19 protein-coding genes are annotated in these 25,732 nt (G+C 66.2%); 5 read left to right on the plus strand and 14 right to left on the minus strand.

All coding sequences use genetic code 11. The annotated features are described in order from the left end of the window. Window positions 1–142: 142 nt before the first annotated feature. Genes G3446_RS09415 through G3446_RS09425 form a run of 3 tightly spaced genes read left to right on the plus strand, consistent with a single transcriptional unit; the run spans window position 143 to window position 7,192 of the window. Window positions 143–3,226 (plus strand): discoidin domain-containing protein, encoded by a 3,084-nt coding sequence (locus tag G3446_RS09415; RefSeq protein WP_164452578.1) that lies wholly within the window; start codon window positions 143–145, stop codon window positions 3,224–3,226. Between the two features lie 33 nt (window positions 3,227–3,259). Continuing rightward, window positions 3,260–6,640, plus strand: a complete 3,381-nt coding sequence (locus G3446_RS09420; protein ID WP_164452579.1) for a GH36-type glycosyl hydrolase domain-containing protein — start codon at window positions 3,260–3,262, stop codon at window positions 6,638–6,640. A gap of 9 nt (window positions 6,641–6,649) precedes the next feature. Continuing rightward, on the plus strand, window positions 6,650–7,192 hold the full coding sequence (locus tag G3446_RS09425; RefSeq protein WP_164452580.1) for a hypothetical protein: 543 nt from the start codon (window positions 6,650–6,652) through the stop codon (window positions 7,190–7,192). Between the two features lie 115 nt (window positions 7,193–7,307). Here the strand turns inward: G3446_RS09425 and G3446_RS09430 are convergent, their stop codons facing one another. The 11 genes from G3446_RS09430 to G3446_RS09480 all read right to left on the minus strand — a co-directional run bounded on the left by G3446_RS09430 (window position 7,308) and on the right by G3446_RS09480 (window position 19,034). Beyond that, window positions 7,308–7,988, minus strand: coding sequence for an SOS response-associated peptidase (locus G3446_RS09430; RefSeq protein WP_164452581.1), 681 nt, complete (start codon window positions 7,986–7,988; stop codon window positions 7,308–7,310). Between the two features lie 251 nt (window positions 7,989–8,239). Further along, window positions 8,240–8,740, minus strand: a complete 501-nt coding sequence (locus G3446_RS09435) for a universal stress protein (protein ID WP_245232403.1) — start codon at window positions 8,738–8,740, stop codon at window positions 8,240–8,242. Window positions 8,741–8,746: 6 nt separating this feature from the next. Continuing rightward, the gene (locus G3446_RS09440) at window positions 8,747–10,147 is read right to left on the minus strand and encodes a TRAP transporter large permease (RefSeq protein ID WP_164452583.1); all 1,401 of its coding nucleotides are present in this window, start codon (window positions 10,145–10,147) and stop codon (window positions 8,747–8,749) included. Then, the gene (locus G3446_RS09445; RefSeq protein WP_245232404.1) at window positions 10,144–10,695 is read right to left on the minus strand and encodes a TRAP transporter small permease; all 552 of its coding nucleotides are present in this window, start codon (window positions 10,693–10,695) and stop codon (window positions 10,144–10,146) included. The genes G3446_RS09440 and G3446_RS09445 overlap by 4 nt, the downstream gene beginning before the upstream one ends. Before the next feature lie 161 nt (window positions 10,696–10,856). After that, window positions 10,857–11,855, minus strand: a complete 999-nt coding sequence (locus tag G3446_RS09450; protein WP_164452584.1) for a TRAP transporter substrate-binding protein — start codon at window positions 11,853–11,855, stop codon at window positions 10,857–10,859. A 318-nt stretch (window positions 11,856–12,173) separates the two neighbouring features. After that, window positions 12,174–13,532, minus strand: a complete 1,359-nt coding sequence (locus G3446_RS09455; RefSeq protein WP_164452585.1) for a sigma-54-dependent transcriptional regulator — start codon at window positions 13,530–13,532, stop codon at window positions 12,174–12,176. Window positions 13,533–13,542: 10 nt separating this feature from the next. Continuing rightward, complete coding sequence (locus G3446_RS09460; protein WP_245232405.1) at window positions 13,543–15,315, minus strand: sensor histidine kinase; 1,773 nt, start codon at window positions 15,313–15,315, stop codon at window positions 13,543–13,545. A 117-nt stretch (window positions 15,316–15,432) separates the two neighbouring features. After that, window positions 15,433–16,344, minus strand: a complete 912-nt coding sequence (ubiV, locus tag G3446_RS09465) for a ubiquinone anaerobic biosynthesis protein UbiV (protein WP_164452586.1) — start codon at window positions 16,342–16,344, stop codon at window positions 15,433–15,435. An 81-nt stretch (window positions 16,345–16,425) separates the two neighbouring features. Beyond that, window positions 16,426–17,421, minus strand: a complete 996-nt coding sequence (gene ubiU / locus G3446_RS09470; protein WP_164452587.1) for a ubiquinone anaerobic biosynthesis protein UbiU — start codon at window positions 17,419–17,421, stop codon at window positions 16,426–16,428. A 21-nt stretch (window positions 17,422–17,442) separates the two neighbouring features. Then, window positions 17,443–18,417, minus strand: a complete 975-nt coding sequence (mnmL, locus tag G3446_RS09475; protein WP_164452588.1) for a tRNA modification radical SAM protein MnmL/YtqA — start codon at window positions 18,415–18,417, stop codon at window positions 17,443–17,445. 56 nt (window positions 18,418–18,473) lie between these two features. Further along, window positions 18,474–19,034 carry a Uma2 family endonuclease gene (locus tag G3446_RS09480; RefSeq protein WP_164452589.1) on the minus strand — a complete coding sequence of 187 codons (561 nt, stop codon included), beginning with the start codon at window positions 19,032–19,034 and terminating at the stop codon, window positions 18,474–18,476. 295 nt (window positions 19,035–19,329) lie between these two features. Here G3446_RS09480 and G3446_RS09485 point away from each other — a divergent pair, with 295 nt between their 5' ends. Continuing rightward, window positions 19,330–23,184, plus strand: coding sequence for a DUF3683 domain-containing protein (locus tag G3446_RS09485; protein ID WP_164452590.1), 3,855 nt, complete (start codon window positions 19,330–19,332; stop codon window positions 23,182–23,184). Window positions 23,185–23,262: 78 nt separating this feature from the next. After that, a complete protein-coding gene (locus G3446_RS09490) occupies window positions 23,263–23,610 on the plus strand; it encodes a cupin domain-containing protein (protein WP_245232406.1) in 348 nt (115 codons plus the stop codon). A gap of 19 nt (window positions 23,611–23,629) precedes the next feature. Here the strand turns inward: G3446_RS09490 and G3446_RS09495 are convergent, their stop codons facing one another. The 3 genes from G3446_RS09495 to G3446_RS09505 form a co-directional block, all read right to left on the minus strand. After that, the gene (locus G3446_RS09495; RefSeq protein WP_164452591.1) at window positions 23,630–24,064 is read right to left on the minus strand and encodes a hypothetical protein; all 435 of its coding nucleotides are present in this window, start codon (window positions 24,062–24,064) and stop codon (window positions 23,630–23,632) included. Window positions 24,065–24,241: 177 nt separating this feature from the next. After that, a complete protein-coding gene (locus G3446_RS09500; RefSeq protein ID WP_164452592.1) occupies window positions 24,242–24,436 on the minus strand; it encodes a hypothetical protein in 195 nt (64 codons plus the stop codon). A gap of 232 nt (window positions 24,437–24,668) precedes the next feature. After that, window positions 24,669–25,586, minus strand: coding sequence for a LysR substrate-binding domain-containing protein (locus tag G3446_RS09505; protein WP_164452593.1), 918 nt, complete (start codon window positions 25,584–25,586; stop codon window positions 24,669–24,671). Window positions 25,587–25,732 lie beyond the last annotated feature (146 nt).

The following is a 25,732-nucleotide window of genomic DNA, read 5'->3' on the forward strand; positions in this document are numbered from 1 at the left end:
TGCCGGGCGGGGCACGTCGGGTGACTTCGGACCCTTGGCAGTATAGCTTAGCCCCGCGGCTCGCCGAGCGCCGCTCGCGGTGGCCTTCCGCGGAGCTCGCTCGTCCTCTCTGTCCCGAGCCCTATTGTTGAGGACCAAGCGCATGCAATCTCTGAATCTGGACGATTTCTCCGACCTCGCGAGCTGGTCGACCGTGGCTTCGGGACAGGCCGAGGCGCGCTTGGTGCCGGACAGCGGGCCGGACGGCCCCGCGATGCGATTGGATTTCGACTTCGGCGACGGTGGCGGCTTCGTCGTGGCGCGCAAGGCCGTGCGTCTCGCGATGCCTGATAGCTTCGCCTTCCTGATGTCGGTGCGCGCCCAGGCGCCGGCCAATGCCTTCGAGCTCAAGCTGGTGGACACCAGCGGTGAGAATGTCTGGCGCTACCGCGACGAGTCCTTCGATTTCAGCTCCGACTGGCGATTACTGCGGATCGGCAGTCGCCAGATCGACTTCGGTTGGGGCCCCGCCGGGGGCGGCGTGCCAGACGAGATCGCCGCCATCGAAATTGCGGTCACCGCGGGCCCCGGGGGCCGCGGCAGCCTCTGGCTCGCCAATCTGCGCCTGGAGGACAGAACGCCGTCACAAGCGCCCTCCGTGCGCGCATCGAGCAGGGGCGGCGATGGTCCGCCTGAGTGCATCCTCGATCCCCGACCGGACAGCTGCTGGCGCGCCGAGCACCTGCCGGCTTGGGTCGAGCTGGATCTTCACGAGTCCTGCGACTACAGCGGTCTCGTCTTGCATTGGGCATCCGTCCAGCCGCGGCAGTTCAAGGTGCTGGCGAGCGCCGACGGTGAATCCTGGAAGTGCGTCTATGATGCGCCGCGGTCGGCCGGGGTGCGCTCCTACGTCTATCTGCCGAACGGTTGCTCACGGCGACTGCGGTTGACGCTCGGCGGGCGCGACGGGGACGAGGTGCCCGGGCTCGTCGCTTTCGAGCTGCAGCCCGAGGGCTATGCGCGCTCGCTCAACGACTTCTTCGAGCGCGTCGCCGCGGACGGGCGGCGGGGCTGCTATCCGCGCTGGCTCTACCGCGAGCAGACCTATTGGACCCCGGTCGACATCCCGGACGGCAGGGCTCCCGCTCTCCTCAATGAGGAGGGGATGCTAGAGGTGGCGCGGGCAGGCTACTCCATCGAGCCCATGCTGAACATCCAGGGCGAGCTGACGACCTGGGCGGATTGCACCTTGCAGCAGGAACTGCTCCACCCCCAGGTGCCCATTCCTGAAACCACATGGCTCTGCGCGGGATTGGCGCTCAGCGTCACTGCGCTCGCCCAGGGCGAGCCGGAGACAGGATGGGTCTATCTGCGCTACCGGGTCGAGAATCATCGCTCGACGCCCTTGCAGATCGGCCTCTATGCCGTGGTGCGCCCCTTCCAGGTGTCTCCTCCCTGGCAAGGCTACAAGGACGTCGGCGGCGTGAAGCGCATTCGCATGCTGGGCTACAAAGCTGGTTGCGTTCAGGTCAATGGCCAGCTCGCGCTGGTGCCCCTGAGCGCGCCTTCCGGGTTTGGCGCCGCGAGCTTCGACGAGGGCGCCATCGCGGATCATGTGGCGCGCGATACGCTCCCGCCAGCGCAGGATGCGCTGGACATGTTCGGCTTCGCCACAGGCGCGCTGCGCTTCGAGGTCGCCGTCGATCCCGGCGAGGCGCGCGACGTCTGGCTCGCCGCGCCCCTGGCCGGCCGCAACGGCGCCGATCCCGCGGAGCTCGGCGGCACAGATTTCGATGGCGGCGCCATCCTTGCGGCGGCCGTCGAGCGCTGGGAGCGGACGCTGGGGAGCGTCGACATCCGCATGCCAGAGTCGGTCCAGGATGTGGCCGATTGCTGCAAGGCCGCGATCGGCCACATCCTGATCAACCGGGACGGCCCGGCGCTGCAGCCGGGTCCGCGCCGCTACACGCGATCTTGGATCCGTGACGGTGCCGTCATGGCCGCGGCCTTGCTCCGCTTCGGCTGCGTGCGCGAGGCCGGCGATTTCATCCGCTGGTATGCGCGCTTCCAGGCGGAGGACGGCAATGTCCCCTGCTGCGTCGATTACGACGGGGCGGATTGGCTCCCCGAGCACGACAGCCACGGCCAGCTCATCTTCGCCGTCGCGGACTACTGGCGCTTCTCACGCGATCGCGCGCTGGTCGACGATCTGTGGCCGGCGGTCCTCAGGGCGGTCGACTACCTGGAGCAGTTGCGCGCGAAGCGACTCACGGCACGCTATGAGACGACGGAGCATCGCGCGCGTTACGGCCTGCTGCCGGAGTCGGTGAGCCATGAAGGCTACTTGGCCCATCCGGTCCACGCCTACTGGGACGACTTCTGGGCGCTGCGCGGATTCAAGGATGCCGCCGAGCTGGCGCAAGTCGTCGGTGACGCGGCCAGCGCGGAGCGGCTTGCCAATCTCCGCGACGACTTCCGCGCAACGCTGCACGTCTCCATCGACCGGACCATGGAGGAGCGTGGCATCGACTTCTTGCCTGGCTCCGTGGAGTGGGCCGACCCGGATCCGACCGCGACGGCCAATGCACTCACCCTGATCGACGAGGGGCATCGCTTGCCGAGCCTGGCCCTGCACCACAGCTTCGACCTCTTCATGCAGCGCTTTAGGGAGATGCACGGCCCGAATCCAGTGCCCTGGACCAACTACACCCCCTATGAGATGCGCATCGTCGGCGCGCTCGTTCGCCTGGGCCGGCGCGATGAGGCGCACGCGCTGTTGCGCTTCTATCTGGAAGAGCGGCGCCCACCGGCCTGGCATCAATGGCCGGAGATCGCCTGGCGCGATCCCCGAGCACCTGGACATCAAGGGGATCTGCCGCACGCCTGGATTGGCGCCGAGTACTGCCTGGTCTTCCGGGATCTCTTCGTCTACGAGCGCGAGGCCGACGCGGCCTTGGTCGTCGCTGCGGGGATCCCGGCCGATTGGATCGACGCGGGCGAGATCTCGGTCCGCGGTCTGCCGACTATCTATGGCGCGGTCGATCTCGCACTGAGGCGCACGGAGGCGGGCGCCTTCCAGGTGACCATCTCTGGCGATCTCGAGCTCCCGCCCGGCGGTATTCGCGTCGCGCCCCCAACGCCGGGACCCTTGGTGAGCGTGCAGATCAATGGGAAGCAGAGCCGTGACTTCAATGCGCGGGAGGCCCATCTCGCGACGCTGCCGGCGGAGGTGACTCTGCTCGGCTGATCGGCATTCCATCGAGGCTCGGAGTCAGCGTCAATGAGCATAGAAGACTTCACCCTGCCACTGGGACCCGCGGCGGACGCCTACCGGCTGAGCAACGGGCGGCTGGAGGTCGTGGTCACGGATTCGGGCGCCGGGCAGACCCGCTGGCAGGGGCTGGCGCTGACGCGCTGGCGCGACGACCCCATCCAGGACGACCTCGGCAGCCTCCTCTATCTCAGGGACCTGGAGACGCGCCACTTCTGGTCCTTGGGCTACCAGCCCACGCGCGTCGTCCCATCTGTCTACCAAACCGCGATGCTGGACGATCGATTCGTGCTGGAGCGCGAGGACGAAGGCGTCGCGGCACGGCTGGAGCTCAGCCTGGACGCGGACAAGGATTTCGAGCGCCGACGGCTAAGGCTGACGACTAGCTCGGATCGACCACGGCGGATCGAGCTGACCAGCTATCTGGAGGTGGTGCTCTTCCATGTCGACGCGGATGTCGCGCACCCGGCCTTTGCGAAGCTCTTCGTGCAAACCGAGCGTGACGCGGAGACTGGTGCCTTGCTCGCGCACAGGCGCCCGCGCGGAGATGACGAGTCCTGGCCCTGGATGCTGCATGCCTTGCTCGGCGCCGAGGCGCTGGAGTGGGAGACGGACCGCGCCGCCTTCCTAGGACGCAGCTGTACGACCTCCAGCCCGGCCGCGATGCGGAATCATCGGTCCCTCTCCGGTGGCTTGGGCAAGGTACTGGATCCCATCCTCGCCTTGCGCACGCTCGTCGAGCTGGAGCCTGGTGCCTGCACCGAGCTGACCTGGGTGACGGGAGCGGCAGCCGACCGTACCGCCGCCCTCGAGCTGCTGGCCGATGAATCCATCATCCGCCCGACGCGGCAGTCCCGGCCGTCGCAGCCCATTGACGACGCTGGCGATGACGCGATCCAGGCGCCCGATGGGGTGCAGCACTTCAATGGCTATGGCGGCTTCTCGGAGGACGGTCGCGCCTACCGGATCCTGGTGTCGCGCCGAGCCGATGGGCATCGGCACCCGCCTCAGCCCTGGATCAATGTCATCGCCAATCCGCATTTCGGCTGCCTGATCAGCGAGTCCGGGGCCGGCTATACCTGGTCGCGCAACAGCCAGGCGAACCGACTGACCCCTTGGTCGAACGACCCCGTCAGCGATCCGCATGGCGAGGCGGTCTACATTCGCGACCAGGCCAGTGGCGAGTCCTGGTCGCCCATGCCGGGGCCGCGTCCGGCGCCTTGCGACTATGGCGTCGAGCATGGTTTCGGCTATACGCGCTTCTCGACGACTCATGCCGACCTGGCGCAGGAGACGACGGTCTTCGTCCCGCGCCAAGACCAGGTGCGGATCCTTCGACTGCGCATCGCCAATGAAGGGGCGACGGCAAGGCGGCTGGGGCTCTTCGGCTATCAGCGTCTCGTCATGGCGAGTCAGCCGTCCACCGACGGCCCCATCGTCACCAGCATCGAGCCAGAGCGGGCACTGCTGCGCGCGGTCAATCCAGCGGCTGGCGACTTTGCGGGAGGGATCGTCTTCGCGACTGCCGTGGTCTCCGGGACCCAGGTCGAGCGGCGCAGCTTCACCTGCGATCGTCTGGCTTTCCTCGGCCGTCACCGCGATCCGACTGTGCCGGCGGCCCTGGAGCTGGGCGAGACACTGAACGGCCGTGCCGGGGCCGGCCTGGATCCCTGCTTCGCGCAGCAGCTCGACGTCCGGATCGCCCCGGGTGCCGCGCTCGTCTGCGATTTCCTGCTCGGCGAGGTGATGGATGAGGATGCGCTCGCCGAGCTGCTGCAGCGCTACCAGGACGCCGCGGCGGTCGGCAAGGCCTTGGACGAGGCGTGCGCCTTCTGGGATGCGCTGGTCTCGGGCGTCCAGGTGGAGACCCCGGAGCCCGCTATCGATCTCATGCTCAATGGCTGGCTGCTCTACCAAAGTCTCGGCTGCCGCATCTGGGCACGCTCCGCCTTCTACCAGTCCGGCGGCGCCTACGGCTATCGCGACCAGATCCAGGACGCATCCGCCTTCGCCGCGATTCGCCCGGATATCACGCGCGACCAGATCCTGCTCCATGCGGCGCATCAGCTCGTCGAGGGCGACGTCCTGCACTGGTGGCATCCACCGCCCATGGAGCGCGGGCTGCGCACGCGTTTCTCGGACGATCTGCTGTGGCTGCCCTATCTGACCGCGCACTATGTCCGGGTCACGGGGGAAGGTGCCATCCTCGATGAGCGGGCGCCCTATCTGACGGCGCCCGAGCTGGCGCCCGGACAGGACGAGGATTACCTCAAGCCCGAGCCGAGCGGAGAGACCGCCGATCTCTATGACCACTGCTGCCGCGCCATCGATCGGTCGCTGACGCGGGGCGCGCACGGCCTACCGCTCATGGGGACTGGCGACTGGAACGACGGCATGAATCGCGTCGGTCGCGAGGGGCGGGGCGAGAGCGTCTGGCTGGGCTTCTTCCTGCACCTTATCCTCAGCGACTTCCTGCCCTTGTGCGAGGGGCGGGGCGATCGGGCGCGGGTCGAGCGTTATCGCGCCTATCAGGCGGACCTCGGCCAAGCACTGGAAACCAGTGGTTGGGACGGCGGCTGGTATCGCAGGGCCTACTATGACGACGGCACGCCGCTTGGCGCTGCCTCTGATGCCGAGTGCCGGATCGATGCACTGGCGCAGTCCTGGTCGGTGATCTCGGGGGCCGTCCCGCGCGAGCGTGCCGAGCAAGCCCTGGATGCCATGGAGGCTGAGCTCGTCAGCCAGGCCGAAGGTCTGATCCGGCTTCTGACTCCGCCCTTCGTCGATACAACCAAGGACCCTGGCTACATCAAGGGCTATGTCGCCGGCGTGCGTGAGAACGGCGGTCAGTACAGCCACGCCGCCTGCTGGGCCGTGAAGGCGATCGCCGAGCTGGGCCGTAGCGAGCGCGCCGCGCCCCTGCTGGCGATGCTGAGCCCTGTGAGTCGCACCAGGACGCCAGCTGAGGTGTCGCGCTATCGCCTCGAGCCCTATGTGGTCGCCGCCGATGTCTACGGGGCGTCGCCCCACGTCGGTCGCGGCGGCTGGAGCTGGTATACCGGGTCGGCGGGCTGGTGGTATCGGGTGGCGCTCGAGTCCGTGCTCGGCGTTCGGGTGGAGAATGGCCGCACCCTGGTCGTCCGACCCTGCATCCCCGCGAGCTGGTCAGGTTTCCGCGTGCGCCATCGTCTGCCGGACGGTGCGACAACCTGCGAGATCCAGGTCGAGCGCGCGCGCCAGGATGACGCATGCGCCTTGTCCGCCGCGCTCGACGGCTCGCCAGCTCCCGTGATGGACGGGGAGGTGCGGGTGACGCTGCCGGAGCGACCTGGCTCCTACCGCCTCCGGGTGAGGCTCGGCGCTTCGCCTCTTTCCGCCGCCACAGTCTGAGGACCCACAATGCTTCCGCGCTTACCCTTGCCCGCGCTCGCCCTTGCTCCCTTGATGCTCTTGGGAGCCTGTTTCTTGCCGCTTGCGGATGCGGGCGACATCCAGCCGCTCAAGACCACAGTCATCAAGGCCACGACTGGCCTCTGCAAGCGCGGCGAGACCTGTCACAAGGACCGCGCGGGCGCCTGGACACCCAAGACGGCCATCGCCATCTTGGGTGTCAGCATCGCTGAGCAGGCGGATATCGATCTCTATGTGGATGTTGAGGTGAGCACGCGTCCTGAGATGTACCAATGCGCGGGTGATGACTCTGCCGGCTGTATTTTCAGGGCGAAATACGCGGGTCCTGGGCTGTTCGACTATGGGGCGTCGTCGGGAAGCACCTACATCGGCTCCAACATCACCACGACCAGCATCACCTTTCCCTCGGGCTACGGCATCATGGTGCCCGCCGGCGAGCCAATTTACCTCCATTTGGACGTGCGCAATGGAAGCCTGATCGACCTCAAGGTCGATCAGGATGCCTGGATCTACTCTGTCCCCGTCGACTGAGGCTTCAGGCCGCCTGACGCCTCGGCTGTGTGCCACTCCTCGCGCGCAGCCCCGCGAGCCGTCTCGGGACGGATTCGGCGTGGCGCAGCGCGACTGCGCAGGCCTTCGACCTGGCTCACTCGGGCGTGAGTGGGCGGATGAGGCTCGGGTCTTCGTTGCTGGGCTTGCCGACGCGGCGCTCGACCGCATGCATGCTCAGCCGCTCGGGCGCGAGCGGCCTCAGCAGGCCCCGCAGCTTGGCGGCAGTCTGGATGGTCGGATCGAGCCAGGTCGAGAAGTCCCGCGGATCGAGGATAACTGGCATGCGGTCGTGGATCCCCCTGACCAGCGCATTGGCCTGGGTGACGATGATGGTGCCGCTCTCGACGGCTTCGCCCGTCTCCCGATCTGTCCAGGTCTCCCAGAGTCCCGCGAAGGCGATCGGGTCCCCATCCGTCAAGCGGATGAAGTAGGGCTGCTTGCCGTCCGGCGTCGCTTGCCACTCATAGAAGCCGTCCGCCGGAATCAGACAGCGCCGGCTCTTGAAGGCCGCCCGAAACGCTGGTTTCTCCGCCACCGTCTCCGCCCGCGCATTGATGGTGCGGTAGCCGAATTTGCGGTCCTTCGCCCAGCTCGGGATGAGCCCCCAATGCAGCTTCGCGAAGACCCGTCGGCCATCCGGTCCGGCACGCACGGCCAGGATTCGACTTCCCGGCGCAATGTTGTAGCGCGGCGGCGGTAAGTCGTAGCCGTCCGCCACCTCGAAGTAGTCCTCGAGCGCCTCCGGTAGGCTGAATTGGGCAAAGCGTCCGCACATAACGCGAGCTTATGCGGCGTGCAAAGCATCTGCAATGCTCCCCGCGAGCAGGCTGTCCCCCCACACTTCCACGCTCCGCGTCGAAGTCTGGTCTTGGATGCTCTGCGTCCCGTTCGGCTGCACCTGCGCGCGTTCTTGGGATCGACCCGCTTCGAGTCGATCAAGTCGTCGCTGGCCGCCTGATGAGATGACACGGCCTGAGGACGCGACGCCTGTGCGCGCCCTCAGGGTTGGCGGCTCAGGGCCTCGCGCTATTGTCGTGACACCACATTGGGCACGAGCAGGACGGGGACGCTGCTGTGCTGGATGACCTTGCGCGCGGTGGAGCCGACGGAGGAGCGCCCCATCAGCGAGTGCGTGCAGGTTCCCATCACGATGAGGTCGGCGTCGCGCGTCTCCGCCGTCCTGATGATCTCCTCGGACGGCAGGCCGCTGCCGACCTCCAGCGCCTCGACGATGTCGGCCTCGATCTCCGCCGAGGCGGCGTTTAGCTCGTCTTCGCAAAACTTGCTCAACCGCTTGTGCATGGTTGCAAGGATCTCCTTCAGCGCCTCCTGCTCGATGCGTCTGATGTCCATGTTCGGCAGATAGGCGCCGATCACCGCCCGGCCGGTATTCCCCAGTGGCTCGATGACGTGCAGCATGGTGATGCGCGCACCTGTGCTTTGCGCGAGCGCGACGGCATTGCGGAAGACGGGGCGCGTGTAGCGCCCCAGATCCGTCGCGTAAAGGATGTGGGAGTGGCTCGGCATCATAGGTCAGTTGTAGCCCTGCAGTTTGTCGATGTACTCCGGCAGGAAGAGCGAGATCTGCGGAATGTAGGTGATGAGCATCAGGAAGCCGAGGAGCAGCAGCATCCAGGGCAGCACGGCCTTGATCACCCAGCCCATGCTCTCCCCGGTAATGCCGGCGGTGACGAAGAGATTGAGACCCACGGGCGGCGTCAGCATGCCGATCTCCATGTTCACCACCATGATGATGCCGAGATGGATGGGATCAATGCCCAGCTGGGTGGCGATCGGGAAGAGGATGGGTGCCATGATCAGCAGAATCGCCGAGGGCTCCATGAAGTTCCCGGCGATCAGCAGCAGGATGTTGACGACGATGAGGAACATCCAGGGCGACAGGCCCCATTCGACGATGGTCTCGGCGATCTCGTGGGGAATGCGCTCGGTCGTCAGCACATGCGCGAACAGCATGGCGTTGGCGATGATGAAGAGCAGCATGATGGAGACCTTGGCCCCGTCCAGGACGACCTTGCGGACCTCCGGATGCGCGAAGCTTTGCGGGAGTGCCAGGGGAACCTGCCAGAGACTCCTGGCGATAGCGCTGCCGATGCCTTCCCCCTGCTTGCGCCAGGGTGTCTCCTTGAGCGGCCCCATATCCCGATAGCCGATGACGGCGACCAGGAAGGCATAGACGGCCGAGACCGCGGCGGCCTCGGTCGGGCTCGCGATGCCGCCGTAGATGGAGCCCAGGACGATGACGATGAGCAGGATACCGCCCGAGGCGCTGAATCCGGCGCTGAGGATCTCGCGGAAGCCGGGCCAGGGCTGTGAGGGCAGCCCCTTGACGCGGGCCACGATATAGATGGCGATCATCAGCAGCAGTCCCATCATGAGACCTGGGATGAAGCCCGCCATGAACATGCGCGCGGCGGAGACTTCGGTCGCGGCCGCGTAGACCAGCATCACGATGGAGGGCGGGATGAGGATGCCGAGCGTGCCGGCATTGGTGATGACGCCCGCGGCGAAAGACTTGGGGTAGCCGGATTTCACCATGCCGACGATGACGATGCTGCCGATGGCGGCCACCGTGGCCGGCGAGGAGCCCGACACGGCGGCGAAGAGCATGCAGGCCAGCACGGAGGCCATGGCGAGCCCACCGCGGATGTGCCCGACGACCCCGGTCGCGAATCGGATCAGCCGCTTGGCCACGCCGCCCGTCGACAGGAAGGCGGACGAGAGGATGAAGAAGGGAATGGCGAGCAGCGTGTAGTGGGCCGACAGCGCCTCGAAGAGCTTGAGGGCGATGGAGGCCAGCGAATCGTTCGAGAAGATGAGGATGGTCACGATGCTCGAGAAGCCGAGCGCGATCGCGATCGGCATGCCGATGAGCATGCAGCCGAACAGGAGCAGGAAAAGGGTTGCCGTGGTCATCGGTCGGCCACCTCGCGCTTGAGCTCCTCGGCCAGATGCATGCTTTCCTTGGCCTCGTCGGTGCGGCGGAAGCCGGTCGTCTTACCCGTCGCGACCTGCCAGAGCAGTGCGAGCAGCCGCAGCGACAGCATCGCCAGCCCGATCAGCAAAATGCTGTGGGCGACCCAGGTCTGGACCTCGATGTCCTCCAGCTCGATGCCGATCATGTGCATCTTGCTGAGGTAGATCCAGGAGCCGTAGATGAAGAGGCCGCAGTAGACGAGCGAGAGCAGCACGGCGATGGCGGTGATGATGCGCTGGCCGAGCGGCGAGAGCAGCCGGACGAAGGCGTCGACGCCGATGTGGGCACCTGTCTTGAGGCCGTAGGAGACGCCGAACAGCACGAACCAGGCCGAGAGATGCAGCGTGGCCTCCTGCCCCCAGGTCAGCCCGGTGTTGAAGACGAAGCGGAGGATGACCTCCCAGAACACCAAGAGGGTCATGGCCACCAGCAGCAGCGAGATGATGGCTTCCTCGGTCTTGTCGATGAGACGAAAGAGCATGGGCATGGCCAGTCGGTTCTTATCGTTGTCGGTAGAAGGGAGGCGTCGAGCGTGCGTGACGCGCCTCCCAGGGAGCCGAGCGCAATCCCCTAGGGTAGGACGTGCGCCGGCGTCTTGCTGGCGAAATCCGAGCGCAAGCGCCGGCGAGACCGGCGCTTGCGCGCTGGCTACTGCTGATTCGCCGCGTAGGCCGCGTCGATCAGATCCGCGCCGATCTCGTCCTCGAACTCCTTCCACACCGGCTTCATGGCCTGAACCCACTGGGCGCGCTCTTCCGGCGTCAGCTCGATGACCTCGGAGCGCTTGGAGGCGATGATCGCGGCGCGATCCTCGTCGGCCTTCTTACGCGCGATGTCGTTGCCGTAGGCAATGGCCTCATCCAGTGCGGCCTTGAGGTCGCCGCGCAGGTCGTCCGGCAATCCCTTCCAGAACTCGGCCGAGGTCACGACCAAGTAGTCGAGCAGGCCGTGGTTGGACTCGGTGATGTAGGGCTGCACCTCGAAGAACTTCTTGGAATAGATGTTCGACCAGGTGTTCTCCTGACCGTCGATGGCCTTGGTCTGCAGCAGGGTGAAGACCTCGGAGAAGGGCTTTTTCAGCGGGGTGGCGTCGACGGCCTCGAACTGGGCCTCGAGGACCTCGGAGGACATGATGCGGAACTTCAGGCCCGAGGCGTCCGCCGGAACGCGCAGCGGCTTGCTGGAGCTGAGCTGCTTCATGCCGTTGTGCAGGTAGCCGAGGCCGATGAGTCCCTTCTTCTGCATGGACCCCATCATGGCCTGGCCCGTGTCGCTCTGCTGGAAGCGGTCGACCGCATCCAGGTCCTGGAAGAGGAAGGGCAGGTCGTAGAGGGCGAGCTGATCGGTATAGCGGCTGAACTTGGACAGCGCGGGTGCGGCGAGCTGGACGTCGCCGAGCTGCATGGCCTCGAGGACCTTGTCGTCACCGAACAGCTGGGAGTTGGGATAGACCTCGACCACGACCTTGTCGCCCATGCGCTCGGCGACCAGCTCCTTGAACTTGTTCGCCATGACTCCCTTCGGCGTGTTCTCCGCGACCACGTGGGAGAACTTGATGACCATGGGGTCTGCGGCGCTGGCGATGCCAGTGACCAGCGCCGAGGCCGCGGTCGCGGCCAGCGTCAGTGCGGCTAGGGTGCGTTTCATGCTGTGTCCTCGCGATGATGTGTGGTGATTCGCTGATCCCTTTGGATCGGAGCACCGTCAGCAAGGCGCGGGCCAGATCGCTTGGGTTTGGTTACCTCCCTGTCATGAATGCCCTTTTTTCGAACCGAGGGGAGCGATTGGTGCGGGTGAATGGGTGGATCTCCACCCATTCATGGTCGTTGGGCGGGGCGGAAATCCGCCCATTGCCGCTCAGGTGATTTCCGGGAAACAGATTCCCCGTAGGATGGGCAAAGCGCAGCGTGCCCATCGTCCAGGCTGGAGGCGCTGTTCTGGGTAGGATCATTTCAGGAAATCACCTCAGGCCTTGTAGTCGTCCTTGCTCAGCCCGTGCTTCTGCATCTTGTCGTAGAGGGTCTTACGCGGAATGCCGAGCATGGTCATGGTCTCCTTGATGCTGCCCCTGCTCGCGGCGAGCGCCTGGACGATCAGGCTCTTCTCGAAGCATTCGACCTGCTCGGGAAGGGTGCGCGGCTGGCCGGCCTGGGTCCCCTCGTGCAGGCGCTCGAGCGACCAGCCGTATTGCTCGCCCAAGAGCACATAGCGCTCGGTGAGGTTGCGCAGCTCGCGCACATTGCCGGGCCAGTCGTACCCGAGCAGCGCGGTGATCTCGCTCTGTGCAGGGAAGGGCGCGTCGCGCTGGAAACGGTCCTGCGCGACGAGGAGAAAATGGTGAAAGAGCAGCGGGATGTCGTCTCGCCGCTCGCGCAGGGGCGGGATGTGCAGGGTGACGACATTGAGCCTGTAGTAGAGGTCTTCGCGGAAGCTGCCGGCGGTCGCGGCCTCGCGCAGGTCGACCTTGGTCGCTGCGACGACGCGGAAGTCGAGCGGGATCAGTTTGTTGGAGCCGAGGCGCTCGATGGTGCGCTCTTGGAGCACGCGCAGGAGCTGCACCTGCGCCGAGGCGGGCATGCTCTCGATCTCGTCGAGGAAGAGGGTGCCGCCGTGGGCGTGCTCGAACTTGCCGATACGGCGTCCCTTGGCGCCGGTGAAGGCGCCTGCCTCGTGACCGAAGAGCTCGCTCTCGATCATGCTCTCCGGAACCGCGCCGCAGTTGACCGCGACGAAGTTGCGGTCGCGCCGGCGGCTGTGCTCGTGCAGCGAGCGCGCGATCAGCTCCTTCCCGGTGCCGGTCTCGCCCAGCACGAGGACATCCGCCCCCGTGTCCGAGATCTGCGCGATGGTGGCGCGCAGCTGACGCATCTCTGGGCTGTGGCCGATGATGCGTGGCCCCAGTGCCGTATTGGCCATGAGCTCGACGCGCAGATTGCGGTTCTCCATGACCAGGGCGCGCTTATCCAGCGCCCGCTGGACGGTCTCGATGAGGCGGTCGGCCGGATAGGGCTTTTCGATGAAGTCGTAGGCGCCGGCGCGCATGGCGTTGACGGCGGTGCTGATGTCGCCATGGCCGGTGATGAGGATGACGGGAAGGTCCGGATCGACCGCATGCGCCCGCTCCAGCAGCTCCAGGCCGTCCATGCCGGGCAGGCGAATGTCGGTGATCAGCACCCCTGGCCACTCCCTGCTCAGCAGCGGCAGGGCGCGCTCCGCGCGCTCGAAGACCTGGGCCTGCAGGCCGGCCAGCTCCAGCGTTTGCCGGTTGGCGGCGCGGATATGCTGCTCGTCGTCGACGAAGATGACGTTGGGACTGCTGCTCATGCACGGCTGCTCATGGGTGGGTTTCCGCCACTGGGAGACAAAGCTCGAAACAGGCGCCGGTCGCGCAGGGAATGGCCTTGAGCGCACCGCCCATCTCGCTGGCGATGCGGGCCGAGATCGCCAAGCCGAGCCCAAGCCCCTCTCCGGCGTCCTTGGTGGTGAAGAAGGGCTCGAAGATCCGATCCAGATCCGCGCTCGGAATGCCTGGGCCTGTGTCTTGGACGCGCATGAGGACATGCGCGCCATCGCGACCTGCCGAGACCGCGATCCAGCGCTCTGACTGCCCCTGTATCGCTTGGCAGGCGTTGCCGAGCAGATTCAGGATGACTTGCTGCAGCAGGACGTCGTTGGCGCGCACGGCCAGATGGGATGGGACATCCACCTCGAGCCGGCCGTCGCTCTTGGCGAGCAAGGGCGCGGCGATGCGCGCGGCACTCTCGATCACAGGCGCCAAGGGCAGGTCGCTCAGCTCGCCCGAGGTCTTGCGCGCGAAGAGCTTGAGCTGGGAGCCGATCTTGGCCATGCGATCGGTCAGCGCCATGATCTGCTCCAGATTGCCGGCGACCTCGGTCGCGCGCCCCTTGCTCAGCAGCAGCCGGCCGTTGTCCGCATAGGTGCGGATCGCCGAGAGCGGCTGATTCAGCTCGTGGTTGATGCCGGCCGACATCTGGCCGAGCGTCGCGAGCTTGGCCGACTGGATGAGCGCCTGCTGCGCCTCGCGCAAGGCCTGCTCGGCGCGCCGGCGCTCGTCGATCTCGTCGCGCAGGCGCTGGTTGGTGCGCGTCAGCTCGGCGGTGCGGCTGGCGACGCGCTCCTCCAGCTCCGAATTGATGCGCTCGAGGGAGGCTCGGGCGCGCTCGGCGAGTGCGGCGTGCGCACGTCTTCCGCGCTGCTGCTGAAAGAGCAGGGCGGCGATGAGGGCGGTCATGATGATCAAGGCCGCGGCCAGCATCGTGAGCCTCAGGCTGTCGCGCAGCGCCTCAGCGGTGTCGATCAAGGCGTGCACCCGCCAGCCGGCCGTCGGCATGCTGCGGGTCTGGAGCAGATAGCTTCTGTGGTGCGGCCAGCGCGCGTCGGTGCGGATTCGGACGATCTGGCCGGCCGGCAGTGTTGCACCCAGCGTGAGCGCCAAGGGCGCCAGTTTCGCCTCGGGATAGCGGTTGCTGCGCTCGATCCTGGCGCGGGTCTCCGCGTCGATGGGGAGCAGGGTGTGAAAACGCTGCTCGGGCCGGGTCGAGACGAAGATGACGCCATCCGGGTCGGTCACCAAGAAGATGCGGTCCGGTTTGCTCCAGCGCCGCTCGGTCTCGGTGATGTCGATCTTGACGACCACGGCGCCGAGGATCGCCTCGTCTGCTCGAACGGGATAGGCGAAATAGTAGCCGCGCTGCTTGGAGGTCGTGCCCAGTGCGAAGTAGCGCCCGAGCTGGCCTCCCATGGCATCGCGGAAATAGGGGCGGAAGCTGAAGTTGCGCCCGACGAAGGGGCGCTCGGCGCTCCAGTTGCTCGCCGCGATGGTCAGCCCGGTCGCGTCCATCAGGTAGGTGTCGGCCGCGTCGCTGATGCGATTGATGGTCTCGAGGTAGCGGCTGAGCGCCTCGATGCTCTCGCGGCCGCCTGGGGCGCGCAGGAAGTCGATCAGTCGCGGGTTGGTCGCCAACAGCTCCGGCAGGGGCTCGTACTTGGCGAGCAGTCCCTGCAGATGTGCGACATAGAGGTCGAGATCTGTGCGTCCCTGCTCGGCCAGGCTGTCGACACCGTCTCGGTAGGCCCAGGTCGCCAAGCCCCAGAGCCCGAGGCAGAGCGCCGCGAGCAGTGCCGCCGAGAGGAGAAACTGCTTCGAGCGGCTGGTCGACTCTGGCGCGACCTCGGGGATATCGCTGACCTCGCTGTGGCTGCGCTAGGCCGACATGCTCGCCTTGTAGCCGGAGTCACCCGTCCAGTAGCCGTCGCAGAGATCAGAGGGTGCCCAGCCGCGGAGCTTGGCGGTGCCGGCGCTCGCGTCCAGATCGCCGGTGAGGCAGTCCGCGAACACCCGGACGACATCGGCGGTGTGCTCGGACTGCGGACTGATGCGCAGCACGTCGACACCCATGTCCGCGACTTCCGCCAGGGCCGGCAAAAGATTGTGCGTGCTGGCGGACTGGGTCTGGATGCCGTTGAGGTCGAGGAACGCGTTGCCGTCCTGGGTGGTGACGACCAGGCCGTCCGGGTAGTCGCCGCAGCAGAACTGGCAGTCGTCCTTGCCCAGGTTGCGGTTGTAGGCGGTGAAGCAGCGGGCGGAGTAGGCCAGCGGCAGGCGGCCGTAGGCGAAGAGCTCGCACTCGACGCCCTCGGGACGCGACTTCAGCAGCTCGGTCGCCGTGTCGCGGCCAAGCTCCACCGGGAGCACCCAGCGCTTCAGACCCTGCTTGGCGAGGAAGGCCAGGGTGCGATGGTTGTAGAGGTTGATCGAATGCCCGGTGACGAAGGCTCGCCCTTCCAGGAAGTCCAGCGCGGCGAGATCGTTCGCCTCGATCATGAAGCGCTCGTCGGCGCAGATGCGCTTGAGGGTCTTGAGCTCGCCGTCGGATTCGATCAGCGCGAGCGTGGAGATGACGGCCTCCTTCCCCGCGGCGACCACGCGCTCGGCGATCTCCCAATAGTCCTCGGGGCGCATCTGGCGGCGCTTGGAGCAGATGGTCTCGCCGACATAGACGATGTCCACGGGCGTTTCGAGCATCTCGGCATAGAAGTCGAGGACTTGCTCGCGCGGCCAGAGGTAGGTGATGGGACCTAGCGAGAGACGGGGGCGATGGGTAGCGGTGTTCACGGGTACTCTAAGGTCTTCAGGGTTCTATCGAGGCCAAACGCTGGGGCGCTGGGAGCTGGCGGCTGGACGCTGGCAGCTCACTCAATGCCAGGTGCGCTCGTAGGGGCCGATGGTGGTCTGGGCACCCTCGGAGACCTGCGCGAGGATCTGGTGCCAGCTTTCCTTGGGGCGGAAGGCCTGCGGGTTGCGCTTGCACATGTCGATCGCCTCGCGCCAGACCTTGGCGACCTGGGAGACGTAGCGGGTGCTGCGCTGGCGCCCCTCGATCTTGATGGCGCTGACGCCGGCCTCGAGGATCTGCGGCAGGACGTCGAGGGTGTTGAGGCTGGTCGGCTCCTCGATGGCATGGCGCAGCTCGCCGTCGACATCGTAGCGGCCCTTGCAAATGGTCGGGTAGCCGGCCGCCTCGGAGTGCGACCGTCGCTCGAGGAGCACGCCCCCGAGCCGGGTCTCTTGGCCCTCGGGCGTGTCGCGCCATTCGACGTGGGCGGCCGGAGAGCAGGCGCCGAAGGTGTTGGGCGACTGGCCGCTGGCATAGGAGGACAGCAGGCAGCGGCCCTCGACCATGACGCAAAGGCTGCCGAAGCCGAAGATCTCGACAGGTACGCTGGTCTGCTCGATCAGGTGCGCGACCTGCGCGAGCGAGAGCACGCGCGGCACCACCACGCGCTTGATGCCGAAGTGGCGCTGCATGAAGCCGATGGCGGCCGGGTTGGTCGCGGAGCCCTGCACGGAGAGATGCAGGTTGACCTTGGGGTGACGCTCGGCGGCATAGTCCAGCACGCCCATGTCGGCCAGGATGATGGCGTCGACACCGAAGCCGGCGGCGCGGTCCACGGCGGCGGTCCAGCGCTCCCAGCCATTCGGCTGCGCATAGGTGTTGATCGCGACGAAGACCTTGACGCCACGGTCGCGCGCGTACTGCACGCCTTGGGCGATCTGCTTGTCGTTGAAGTTCAGGCCGGCGAAGTGACGGGCGTTGGTGTCATCGCGGAAGCCGATATAGACGGCGTTGGCGCCATTGTCGACGGCGGCCTTGAGCATCGGCAGATTGCCGGCGGGACAGACGAGCTCCATGGTATTTCGATCCCCTGCGGACTATGCAGTTCTGACGAGTTGGTGATGCGGCGTGGGGGCGGTCTTGTCGCCTTGGCGGGTGCCGCGGCGGTAGAGCTCGGCCTCGATGCCGTTGAGCACGGCCCACTTCTGGCTGCACCAGTCGGGCGCCAGCAGGATGTCTTTCGAGGCCGTGCCCGTAAGCCTGTGGTAGATCACGGCCGGGGGCGTGCGCTCGACCAGGTCGGCGCAGATGCCGATGTAGTCTTCGAGGGTTAGCGGCGCGTACTCCCCACGGCGCCATTGGATGGCGAGCTGGGTGTGGCGCACGACGTGCAGCGGATGGAGCTTGAGCCCCTCGACGCCGAGCTCGAGCACACGGTCGAGCGTGGTCAGGGCGGCGTCTCGGCCTTCGCCGGGCAGGCCGATGATGAGGTGGGTGCAGACCTGGATGCCGCGCCGGTGCGCGGCGGTTACGGCGGTTCGATACTCCTCGAAGCCGTGCCCCCGGTTGACCCGCGCCAAGGTGGCGTCGTCCGCGGACTGCAGCCCCAGCTCCAGCCAAACCTCCTTGCCCTTGGCGCGATAGCTGGCGAGCAGGTCCAGCACGGCCTCCGGAACGCAGTCCGGCCGGGTGCCGACCGACAGGCCAACGACGTCCGGCTGTGTCAGGGCGCTGTCATAGCGCTCGCGCAGCACCTCGATCTCATCGTAGGTGTTGGTGTAGGTCTGGAAGTAGGCCATGAAGCGCCGCGCGCCCGTGCGCTTGGCGAGCACGCCGCGACCGGCCTCGAGCTGCGGATCGATCTGTGGCGACCGCTTCGCGTTTGGCCCGAAAGAGACGTTGTTACAGAAAGTGCAGCCGCCGTGTCCCTTGGAGCCGTCGCGGTTTGGGCAGGTGAAGCCCGCGTTCAGGGCGAGCTTGTGCACCCGCTGGCCGTAGCGCTTCAGCAGGTACTGACCGAAGGTGTTGACGCGGTCACTCAGGGTGCGGTGTTGAGTGGGCGGGGAGGGCATCCGATCAAAAATATCTGGGCTTCATCGTCAAGTATTTGATCTGAATCAAATAAGGTTCAATCGGCATTGCGGAAGATCCGCTCCCAAGGGACCTCGGCATCCAGGCTCTGCAGGCGCAGCGGGCCGTCTGGAGCGATGTCTTCCAGCTCCCAGCGGGCTTGCTCGCCGCGCCGGTAGCACTCGATACGGCGCTTCTCCGGGTCGATCAGGACGAATTCCTTGAGCGACGGGATTTGCCGGTAGAGCGCGAATTTGTCCCCGCGGTCGAAGGCCGCGGTGGAGGGCGAGAGGACTTCGACGACCACCGTCGGCGCACTCATGAATTGATCGGCGCGATGATCGGCAGGATCACAGGTCACCAGCACATCCGGGTAGAAGTAGGCTTCGTCCTCGAGGACGCGGAGCTTCATCTGCGACGCGTAAACCCTCCAACCTGTCTCTTCGAGCGCCAGGTGCAGGGTCGAAGCGACATTCCCGCAGACCATGACGTGCCGCCGTGAAAATTCGTCCATCGGGAAGATCTCGCCGCACACGTACTCAGACTTCTCGGGCTGCTCTTCCTCCCAGGCGAGGTAGTCGGCAGCCGAAATCGGAGAATCGATCTGTGGCAGGCCCATTGGTGCCCTCCGTCGGTGGGTCGGTCGGCATTGATCGAGGGGGCGGCCGGAGTGTCCGGTAGGGTGGACAAGCGCAGCGCAGTCCACCAACGCCGGCGCGGGATCGGTGGATTTCGCTCTCGCTCATCCACCCTACCGGACCTGGTCCGAAAGACCTTCCCCGAAAGATCAATGCGCTCGGGCCAACATAGAGTGAAAGCTGTCCACCCGCAAGACTCGGCAAACCAAAGCACTCAACTTTGCAGTACCATTTTGTGCAGTGCAAGAAATCATCGACGAGCAGACCCGCGCAGTAATGTCAGAACAGCAGCCCCGTATCCGCGAAATTCCCTACAACTACACGTCCTATTCGGATCGCGAGATCGTGATCCGCTTCCTCGGCGCATCCATGTGGAGCCTGATCGAGGAGCTGCGCGGCAGCCGCCGCACCGGACGCTCCGCGCGGATGCTCTTCGAGGTGCTGGGCGACATGTGGGTGGTCACCCGCAATCCCTACCTCCAGGACGACCTGCTGGAGAACCTGAAGCGCCGTCAGCTTCTGCTGCAGGCGCTCGACCACCGGCTCGATCAGTTCGAGCAGCGCCTGAACGACAACCGGCGTGCCGCCGAGCTGCTGGCGGCCGCCCGGGCCGCGGTGAAGCGCTTCGGCGACTGGTTCGAGACGGAGCGTGAGCAGCGCGAGCGTCTGCGCAAGGCCCTGAGCGGCATCAGTCGCAAGGACAACCTGGACTTCGGCGGCTTGGCGCGCGTCTCGCACGCGACGGACGCGACGGACTGGCGCGTCGAGCTGCCCTTCGTGGTGATCTCCCCGGACACGGAGGAGGAGGTTGCGCCCATCGTCAAGGCCTGCATCGACTGCGGCCTGACCCTGATCCCCCGCGGCGGCGGCACTGGCTACACGGGCTCGGCGGTCCCGCTGCACGCCATGACCGCCGTCATCAATACCGAGAAGCTCGAGACGCTCTCCGGCGTGGAGCGGGTCGCCCTGCCCGGCGTGGAGGGCTTGGTGCCGACCGCGCATTGCGGCGCCGGCGTGGTGACGCGGCGCGTGTCCGACCTGGCAGACGCCAATGGCCTGGCCTTCGCCGTGGACCCGACCTCGCAGGATGCCTCCTGCATCGGCGGCAACATCGCCATGAACGCCGGCGGCAAGAAGGCGGTGCTCTGGGGCACGGCCCTGGACAATCTGGCCTCCTGGCGCATGGTGACGCCGGACGCCGACTGGCTCGAGGTCGAGCGGCTCGACCACAACCTCGGCAAGATCCACGACCAGGAGCGGGTGCGCTTCCGCATCTCGCGCTATGCGCCGGACGGCAAGACGCCGCGCGGCGAGCCGGAGATCCTGGAGATGCCCGGCCAGTCCTTCCGCAAGGTCGGTCTGGGCAAGGACGTGACCGACAAGTTCCTCTCCGGCCTGCCGGGCGTCCAGAAAGAAGGCTGCGACGGCATCATCACCTCGGCCCGCTTCGTCCTGCACCGCATGCCGGATCATGTGCGCACGGTCTGTCTGGAGTTCTTCGGCACCGACCTGGATCTCGCCGTCCCCGCCATCGTCGAGATCAAGGACTACATCGAGTCTCAATCGGCCGTGCAGATGGCCGGCCTGGAGCACCTGGACGAGCGCTATGTGCGCGCCGTGGATTACTCCACCAAGGCGCCCCGCCACGAGCTGCCCAAGATGGTGCTCATCGCCGATCTGGTCAGTGACGACGAGACCGCGCTGACCGCGGTTGCCGAGCAGGTGGTGCGGCTGGCCCAGGCGCGCGACGGCGAGGGCTTCATCGCCATCAGCCCGGAGGCGCGCAAGCGCTTTTGGCTGGACCGCGCCCGCACCGCCGCCATCTCACGCCACACCAACGCCTTCAAGATCAACGAAGACGTCGTCATCCCGCTCGATCGGCTGTCCGACTACAGCCGGGGCATCGAGCGCATCAATATCGAGCTGTCCATCCGCAACAAGGACGCCATCATGGCGGCCGTGCTGGACTATCTCGCCTCAGAGATGCCCGAGGCGCGGGTCGAGGGCGACTATGAAGGATCGGACGAGAGCCGGGCCATCCTCAGCGCCAAGCGGGACGCCGCGCGCGACTCCATCACCCAGGTGCGCGGGCGCTGGCAGGCCATCTTGGAGCGGCTCGACCAGCCCGCTGCGGACAACCTGGATCTGCTGGAGGGCGCAGAAAAGGCGCTGATCCGCGAGGGCGACACCCTGGCGAGCATGATGCTGCGGCGCGATCTGCGTCAGGCGCTCAAGGACGAGGTCGCGGACCGGCTCGACGAGATCTTCGGCGGGCAGGAATTCGCCCGTGTCCGTGAGCGTCTGCGCGAGATCCACAAGGGCGTCAAGGACTCCCGCCTCTTCGTCGCCCTGCACATGCACGCCGGCGACGGCAACGTCCACACCAACATCCCGGTCCATTCGTCCGACTACGCCATGCTGCACGAGGCAGACCGCGTGGTGGCGCGCATCATGGCGCTAGCGACCAGCCTCGGCGGGGTCATCTCGGGCGAGCACGGCATCGGTTTGACGAAGCTGCAGTTTCTCGAGCCCGAGAAGCTGGAGGCCTTCGTCGCCTACAAGGACAAGGTCGATCCCAAGGCGCTCTTCAATCGCGGCAAGCTGATGCCGGGCTCTGGGCTGGACGGCGCCTACACGCCCTCACTGCGCCTGGTCGAGCAGGAGGCCATCATCCTCGAGGAGACCGAGCTCGGCGCCCTCAACGACGACGTCAAGCACTGTCTGCGCTGCGGCAAGTGCAAGCCCAAGTGCATGACCCATGTGCCACGCGCCAATCTCCTCTATTCGCCGCGCAACAAGATCCTGGGCACCGGGCTCATCATCGAGGCCTTCCTCTACGAGGAGCAGACCCGGCGCGGCCTCTCGCTGCGGCACTTCACCGAGATGAACGACGTCGCCGATCACTGTACGGTCTGTCACAAGTGTCTGACACCTTGTCCGGTCAACATCGACTTCGGCGAGGTCACCACGCGCATGCGACGCATCCTGGTCGACCGCGGCAAGCGCGCCTTCAGCCCAGGCGCCTGGGCGGCCATGCAATTCCTCAACGTCACGGATCCGCGCGCCATTCGGTTGATGCGCAAGGGGCTGGCCGAGTGGGGCTTCGCGGCCATGAACGCGGCGCATCGCGCGGCCAAGCTGTTGCGGCTCACCAAACAGCGAACCGAGCGGCCAGGAAGCACGACGGGCCGTCCCGCCGCAACCGGCCTGGCCGTCGAGCTGGTCAGCCGGCCGATTCGCGTCGACTTGCCGAAGCAGACCTTCCGCAACCTGCTGGCGCTCGAGGACCGCGCCCAGGTGCCCATCCTGAAGGACCCCAAGGTGGTCGCGGACGACGACGAGGCGGTCTTCTACTTCCCCGGCTGCGGGTCCGAGCGCCTCTACTCGGACGTGGGGCTGGCGACCCTGGCCATGCTCTGGGAGCAGGGCGCTCAAACCGTCCTGCCGCCCGGTTATCTCTGCTGCGGCTATCCGCAGAGTGCGGCCGGGCTGGAGGGGCGTGGGCGGCAGATCACCATGGAGAACCGGGTGCTCTTTCATCGGGTCGCCAACACCCTGAACTATCTCGACATTCGCACCGTGCTGGTGTCCTGCGGGACCTGTATGGATCAGCTGCTGAAGTACGAGTTCGAGCGCATCTTCCCCGGCTGCCGTCTGCTCGACATCCATGAGTGGCTGATGGAAAAGGGCGTGAGCCTCAACGGCGTCGATGGGGTGCAATACCTCTATCACGACCCTTGCCACACGCCCATGAAGCGCTATGCGCCGACCAAGGTCGCGACCAGCCTCATCGGCCAGACCGTGACCCTATCGGATCGCTGCTGCGGCGAGGCCGGCACCCTGGGCGCGACCCGTCCGGACATCGCCAACCAGGTCCGTTTCCGCAAGCAGGAGGAGCTGACCGCCGGCATCCAGGGCCTGACCGGGAAGCCGCGGGTGACGGATGGCGAGGCGAAGCTGTTGACGGCCTGCCCCGCCTGTCAGCAGGGTCTCTCCAAGTATCGGGACGACACCGGCCTCGAGACCGACTATATCGTCGTCGAGATGGCCAAGCGCATGCTGGGCGAGGGCTGGCAGCAGCGCTTCATCGAGCGGCTCAAAGACGGCGGGATCGAGCGTGTGCTGCTCTGATGCCGGCCGGAGAATTTGGAACCGCTAAGGCGCGAAGCGCGCGAAGAAGAATCGATGCTTGGTTGAGGCAGAGCGCTGATGTCGAAGGCCGAATCCCGGATGGAAGGCAAGCTCTTCACGTCACTTCCGGAGCCGCTCGCGGGCGAAGTGTTCGAGGACCTGCTGAGATGCGGCCGGGTCAAAATCGAGCGCATCGTCAGCAGCGACCAGCCCGATCCGGTCCTCTATGACCAGGAGCAGGATGAATGGGTCTGCCTGCTGCAAGGACGGGCGACGCTTGAGATCGCGGGCGAAGCGATCACGCTCGAGGCCGGCGACTTCCGCTTCATCCCGTCACGCACGCCGCACCGGGTCCTCAGCACCAGCGCCGAGCCTCGTTGCGTCTGGCTGGCGGTCCATATCTTCGCAGACCTCGAGCTCGCCTGAGCCGCGGCTGAAAGGCCGATCAGATGCCAAGGAGGGCGAGGAGGACGAGCGAGATGACCGCCGCAGCTCCGGCGCCATTGAAAACGCGGTCGACGAGCCGATGATTGCGGCGTCGGCGGGCGGTGTCTCGCCCGATTCCCGGATCGCTTGCGACCTCGGGATCTAGGTAGATCGGCTCGTGGCCTAGGTCGATGGCATCGATGGCCGCCACCGCAGTCGCAGGGTCGACCCGGTAGAGGCCGGCCTCCGCATCGAGCGTCTGCCGCCGCAGGGCAGTGTGGGCGTGCATCCGCGCCACGAAGACGTTGCCAAAGCGCGCGACGAAGTGAACCTTGGTGTCAGCTTCCCCGCTGCTGGATGGAGAATCCGGATCGGCGAGCTGCTCGGTCGCGCGAATGCGTGTAACGCCGGGGTGATCGGCGCGTGTCTCAATGATGAGATATCCCTTGGCCATCTTTAGCAGGACCTCGAAACGTGACGATGCTGGCTGTGTGTCAGTCTATCGCGAGTCTGTCGACGATGGCGTTTGGGTGAGCGGCGGGAGCACGGGCTGCGACTGAGCACGCCGGCGATAACCGCAGCTGTGCTGCCTGAACAATCTAGCTCAAGCGAGGCAAGGTGCCTGCCCGGTCTAGTGGATCCTGGTCTTGCGCTCGACCTCCCAATTGCATTGGTCGATCAAGCTTTCGAGCGAGCGCCCGAGCGGGACTCTGTCCCTGAGCTCGAACGGCTTGCCGTCGTGCCAGCTTCTCGCCGCGTTGTCTGCGGTGACTTGGAACCCCTGGCGGCAAAGCTCCCAGACGGCCTGTAATTGTTTGATGCTCATGATGGGTCCCCCCCAATGCTGACGACGGATTAGGTGTGCTTTCGCAGGAATACTAAGCAATCAACACACCAGTCCGGGCGACTCCCGGTTGCCCATCAGACGCCTGCCCGGCTGCCTCATTGGGCGCGGCATCTGGTTCCGGCACCTGAGACAAAGTGTAGCGTATTCTGCAAATTTGTCTTGCTCAAGCGACAGCGTCAGATAAAAGATACAGTCTTGTGCTCAACGCGAATCAGCTCAGTCGTCTGACGGTGTTTGGGAGGTGAGTGCGGACCATGTCCGCGAAGGCCTCTAGCGTCTGGCGGCGGGGGAAGCTGCGGCGATAGACGAGTGAGATCCGGCGGAAGGCGTCGGGAAGCTGCAGTGGGCGGGCGACAATGCCGCTGTCGGTCATCCAGCCGCCGCGGATCGCGAGGGCCGGGATCAGCGTGCAGCCGAAGCCGGCGCCGACGAGCTGCAGGAGGGTCTCCAGGCTGGATGCGCGCAAGTCGGCCATCTCCCCGCGCGTAGGGCGCTCGGCCATGCGGCAGACGTCCATGACCTGATGTGTCAAACAGTGACCATCCGCGAGCAAGAGCAGCTCGAGATCCTCCAAGTCCTTCTCCGTGATCTCATCCTGCTCGTAGAGCGGGTGATTCACCGGATGGGCCAGCCAAAACGGCTCGTCGAAAAGGGGGATGGTCTCGAAATCCGTGTCGTCGACCGGGGTCGCGAGCAGCGCGGCGTCGATCTCGTGCCGCGCGAGGCGCCCGAGCAGTGATGCGGTGATCTCCTCCGAGAGGACCAGTTTGAGCTTGGGGTAGGTCCGCTTGAGCGGCACCAGGACCAGCGGCATCAGATAGGGGCTGAGTGTCGGAATGGCCCCGATGCGCAGCGGACCTGCAAGCGGGTCCTGATGGGCACGGGCGACCTGCTCGATGGCCTCGGCTTGCTCCAGAGCGAGGCGGGCGTGGGCCAGAATGACCTCACCGACCGGGGTAACCTCGACCGAGCGGTTGGTGCGCTCGAAGATGACCACATCTAGCTCGTCCTCGAGCTTCTTGATCTGGCCGCTCAACGTCGGCTGGCTGACGAAGCAACGCTCCGCGGCACGGCCAAAGTGCCGCGTTTCGGCGACGGCGAGGATATATTTGAGGTCACGAAGGTTCACGCGGGCATGATAGCGGAAATTTCCATTTTCGTTGTCCGGGGAATTCGCTGTCGAGCCGCCAGCCGCCAGCCGCCAGCCGCCAGCCGCCAGCCGCCAGCCGCCAGCCGCCAGCTAATTGGGGTCGCGGGATCATCGCGTGGAGCGAG

Source organism: Thiorhodococcus minor, from assembly GCF_010820565.1.
Taxonomy (GTDB): Bacteria; Pseudomonadota; Gammaproteobacteria; order Chromatiales; family Chromatiaceae; genus Thiorhodococcus; species Thiorhodococcus minor.